Here is a 976-nt window from a genome sequence, read left to right on the forward strand (position 1 = left end):
ACGCGGCGTCATTTCAATGGCAGCGCAAGGTGACAAGATTGAATGCACATGAAGATCAGCCACAAACCGGCGCATCATTCTCCCTTAATGCCCATCTGATATAAACGGCCAATTACTTCATAAGCTGGCAGAGAGGTGGTTAAGATCACTATGTCTTCTGCCGCTGCTTTGCGTAAAGCATCTTGATCAGGTTGTACACCACCGGCAACAATAATCGCAGTCAATCCCACCAGCAACGCTACCGCCACAATATTCTGATGTCCTTGCATGGTAACCCAGACATTACCAGCCTGCGCCTGCCCCATAACATTACTCAGCAGATCAGATGCATACCCACCGCTAATTTGTTTGTCAAGGTTGGATTGACCTGACACCACGGTTAGCGGTAACGCCCTCACGATCTCTTGAACAGTCACAAATACTCCTCCCATTACAGATATATTAGTTATTCATCTTGCACATCATGATCTTTATCAAGCGGCGGTGGTAACTTGGCTGCCAAGTTAACCATTTCATACGCCAAATCCCGTACTTTGTTGCGCAAGATAAATACACAATCGGTTAGGCTGGCGCAACCCTGCGCAATATCTTCAGCCAACGCTTTGCAATTTGGAGAACCGCATGAACCACAATCAAGACCGGGTAAACACTTTAGCGTAGCATCCATAATTTCGATTTTGGACATTGCCTTGGAAATATCGGCATCAAGCCGCAATACTGGTTTGGGCTCAATAGCCCGTCGCCCGGCTACCCCAAGTTCAAATTCCGAATAATCGGTGCGCGGCAAACTGCCAGACTTGGGATCAGTTATTTTTTTCTTTTCAATGCGTTGCTTCATCCGATGTTCAGCAACATAACGATTTTCCACCGTTAACGCACCACCCACACAGCCGCGGGTGCAAGCTAACACTTCAATATAATCAACATCTCTAAGTTTGCCTAAAGCAACTTGTTCTAATACGTTAATCACTTGATT

The 976-nt window shown here is 46.2% G+C and carries 2 protein-coding genes; both read right to left on the reverse strand.

The features are described 5' to 3' along the window. Positions 1–74: 74 nt before the first annotated feature. Complete coding sequence (locus AC29Z1_RS12205; RefSeq protein WP_488271739.1) at positions 75–416, reverse strand: DRTGG domain-containing protein; 342 nt, start codon at positions 414–416, stop codon at positions 75–77. A gap of 29 nt (positions 417–445) precedes the next feature. Further along, positions 446–976 (reverse strand): (Fe-S)-binding protein (locus AC29Z1_RS12210; RefSeq protein WP_488271740.1); only part of this gene is annotated, 531 nt, incomplete at its 5' end.

The organism is Sporomusa sp. (genome assembly GCF_057736855.1).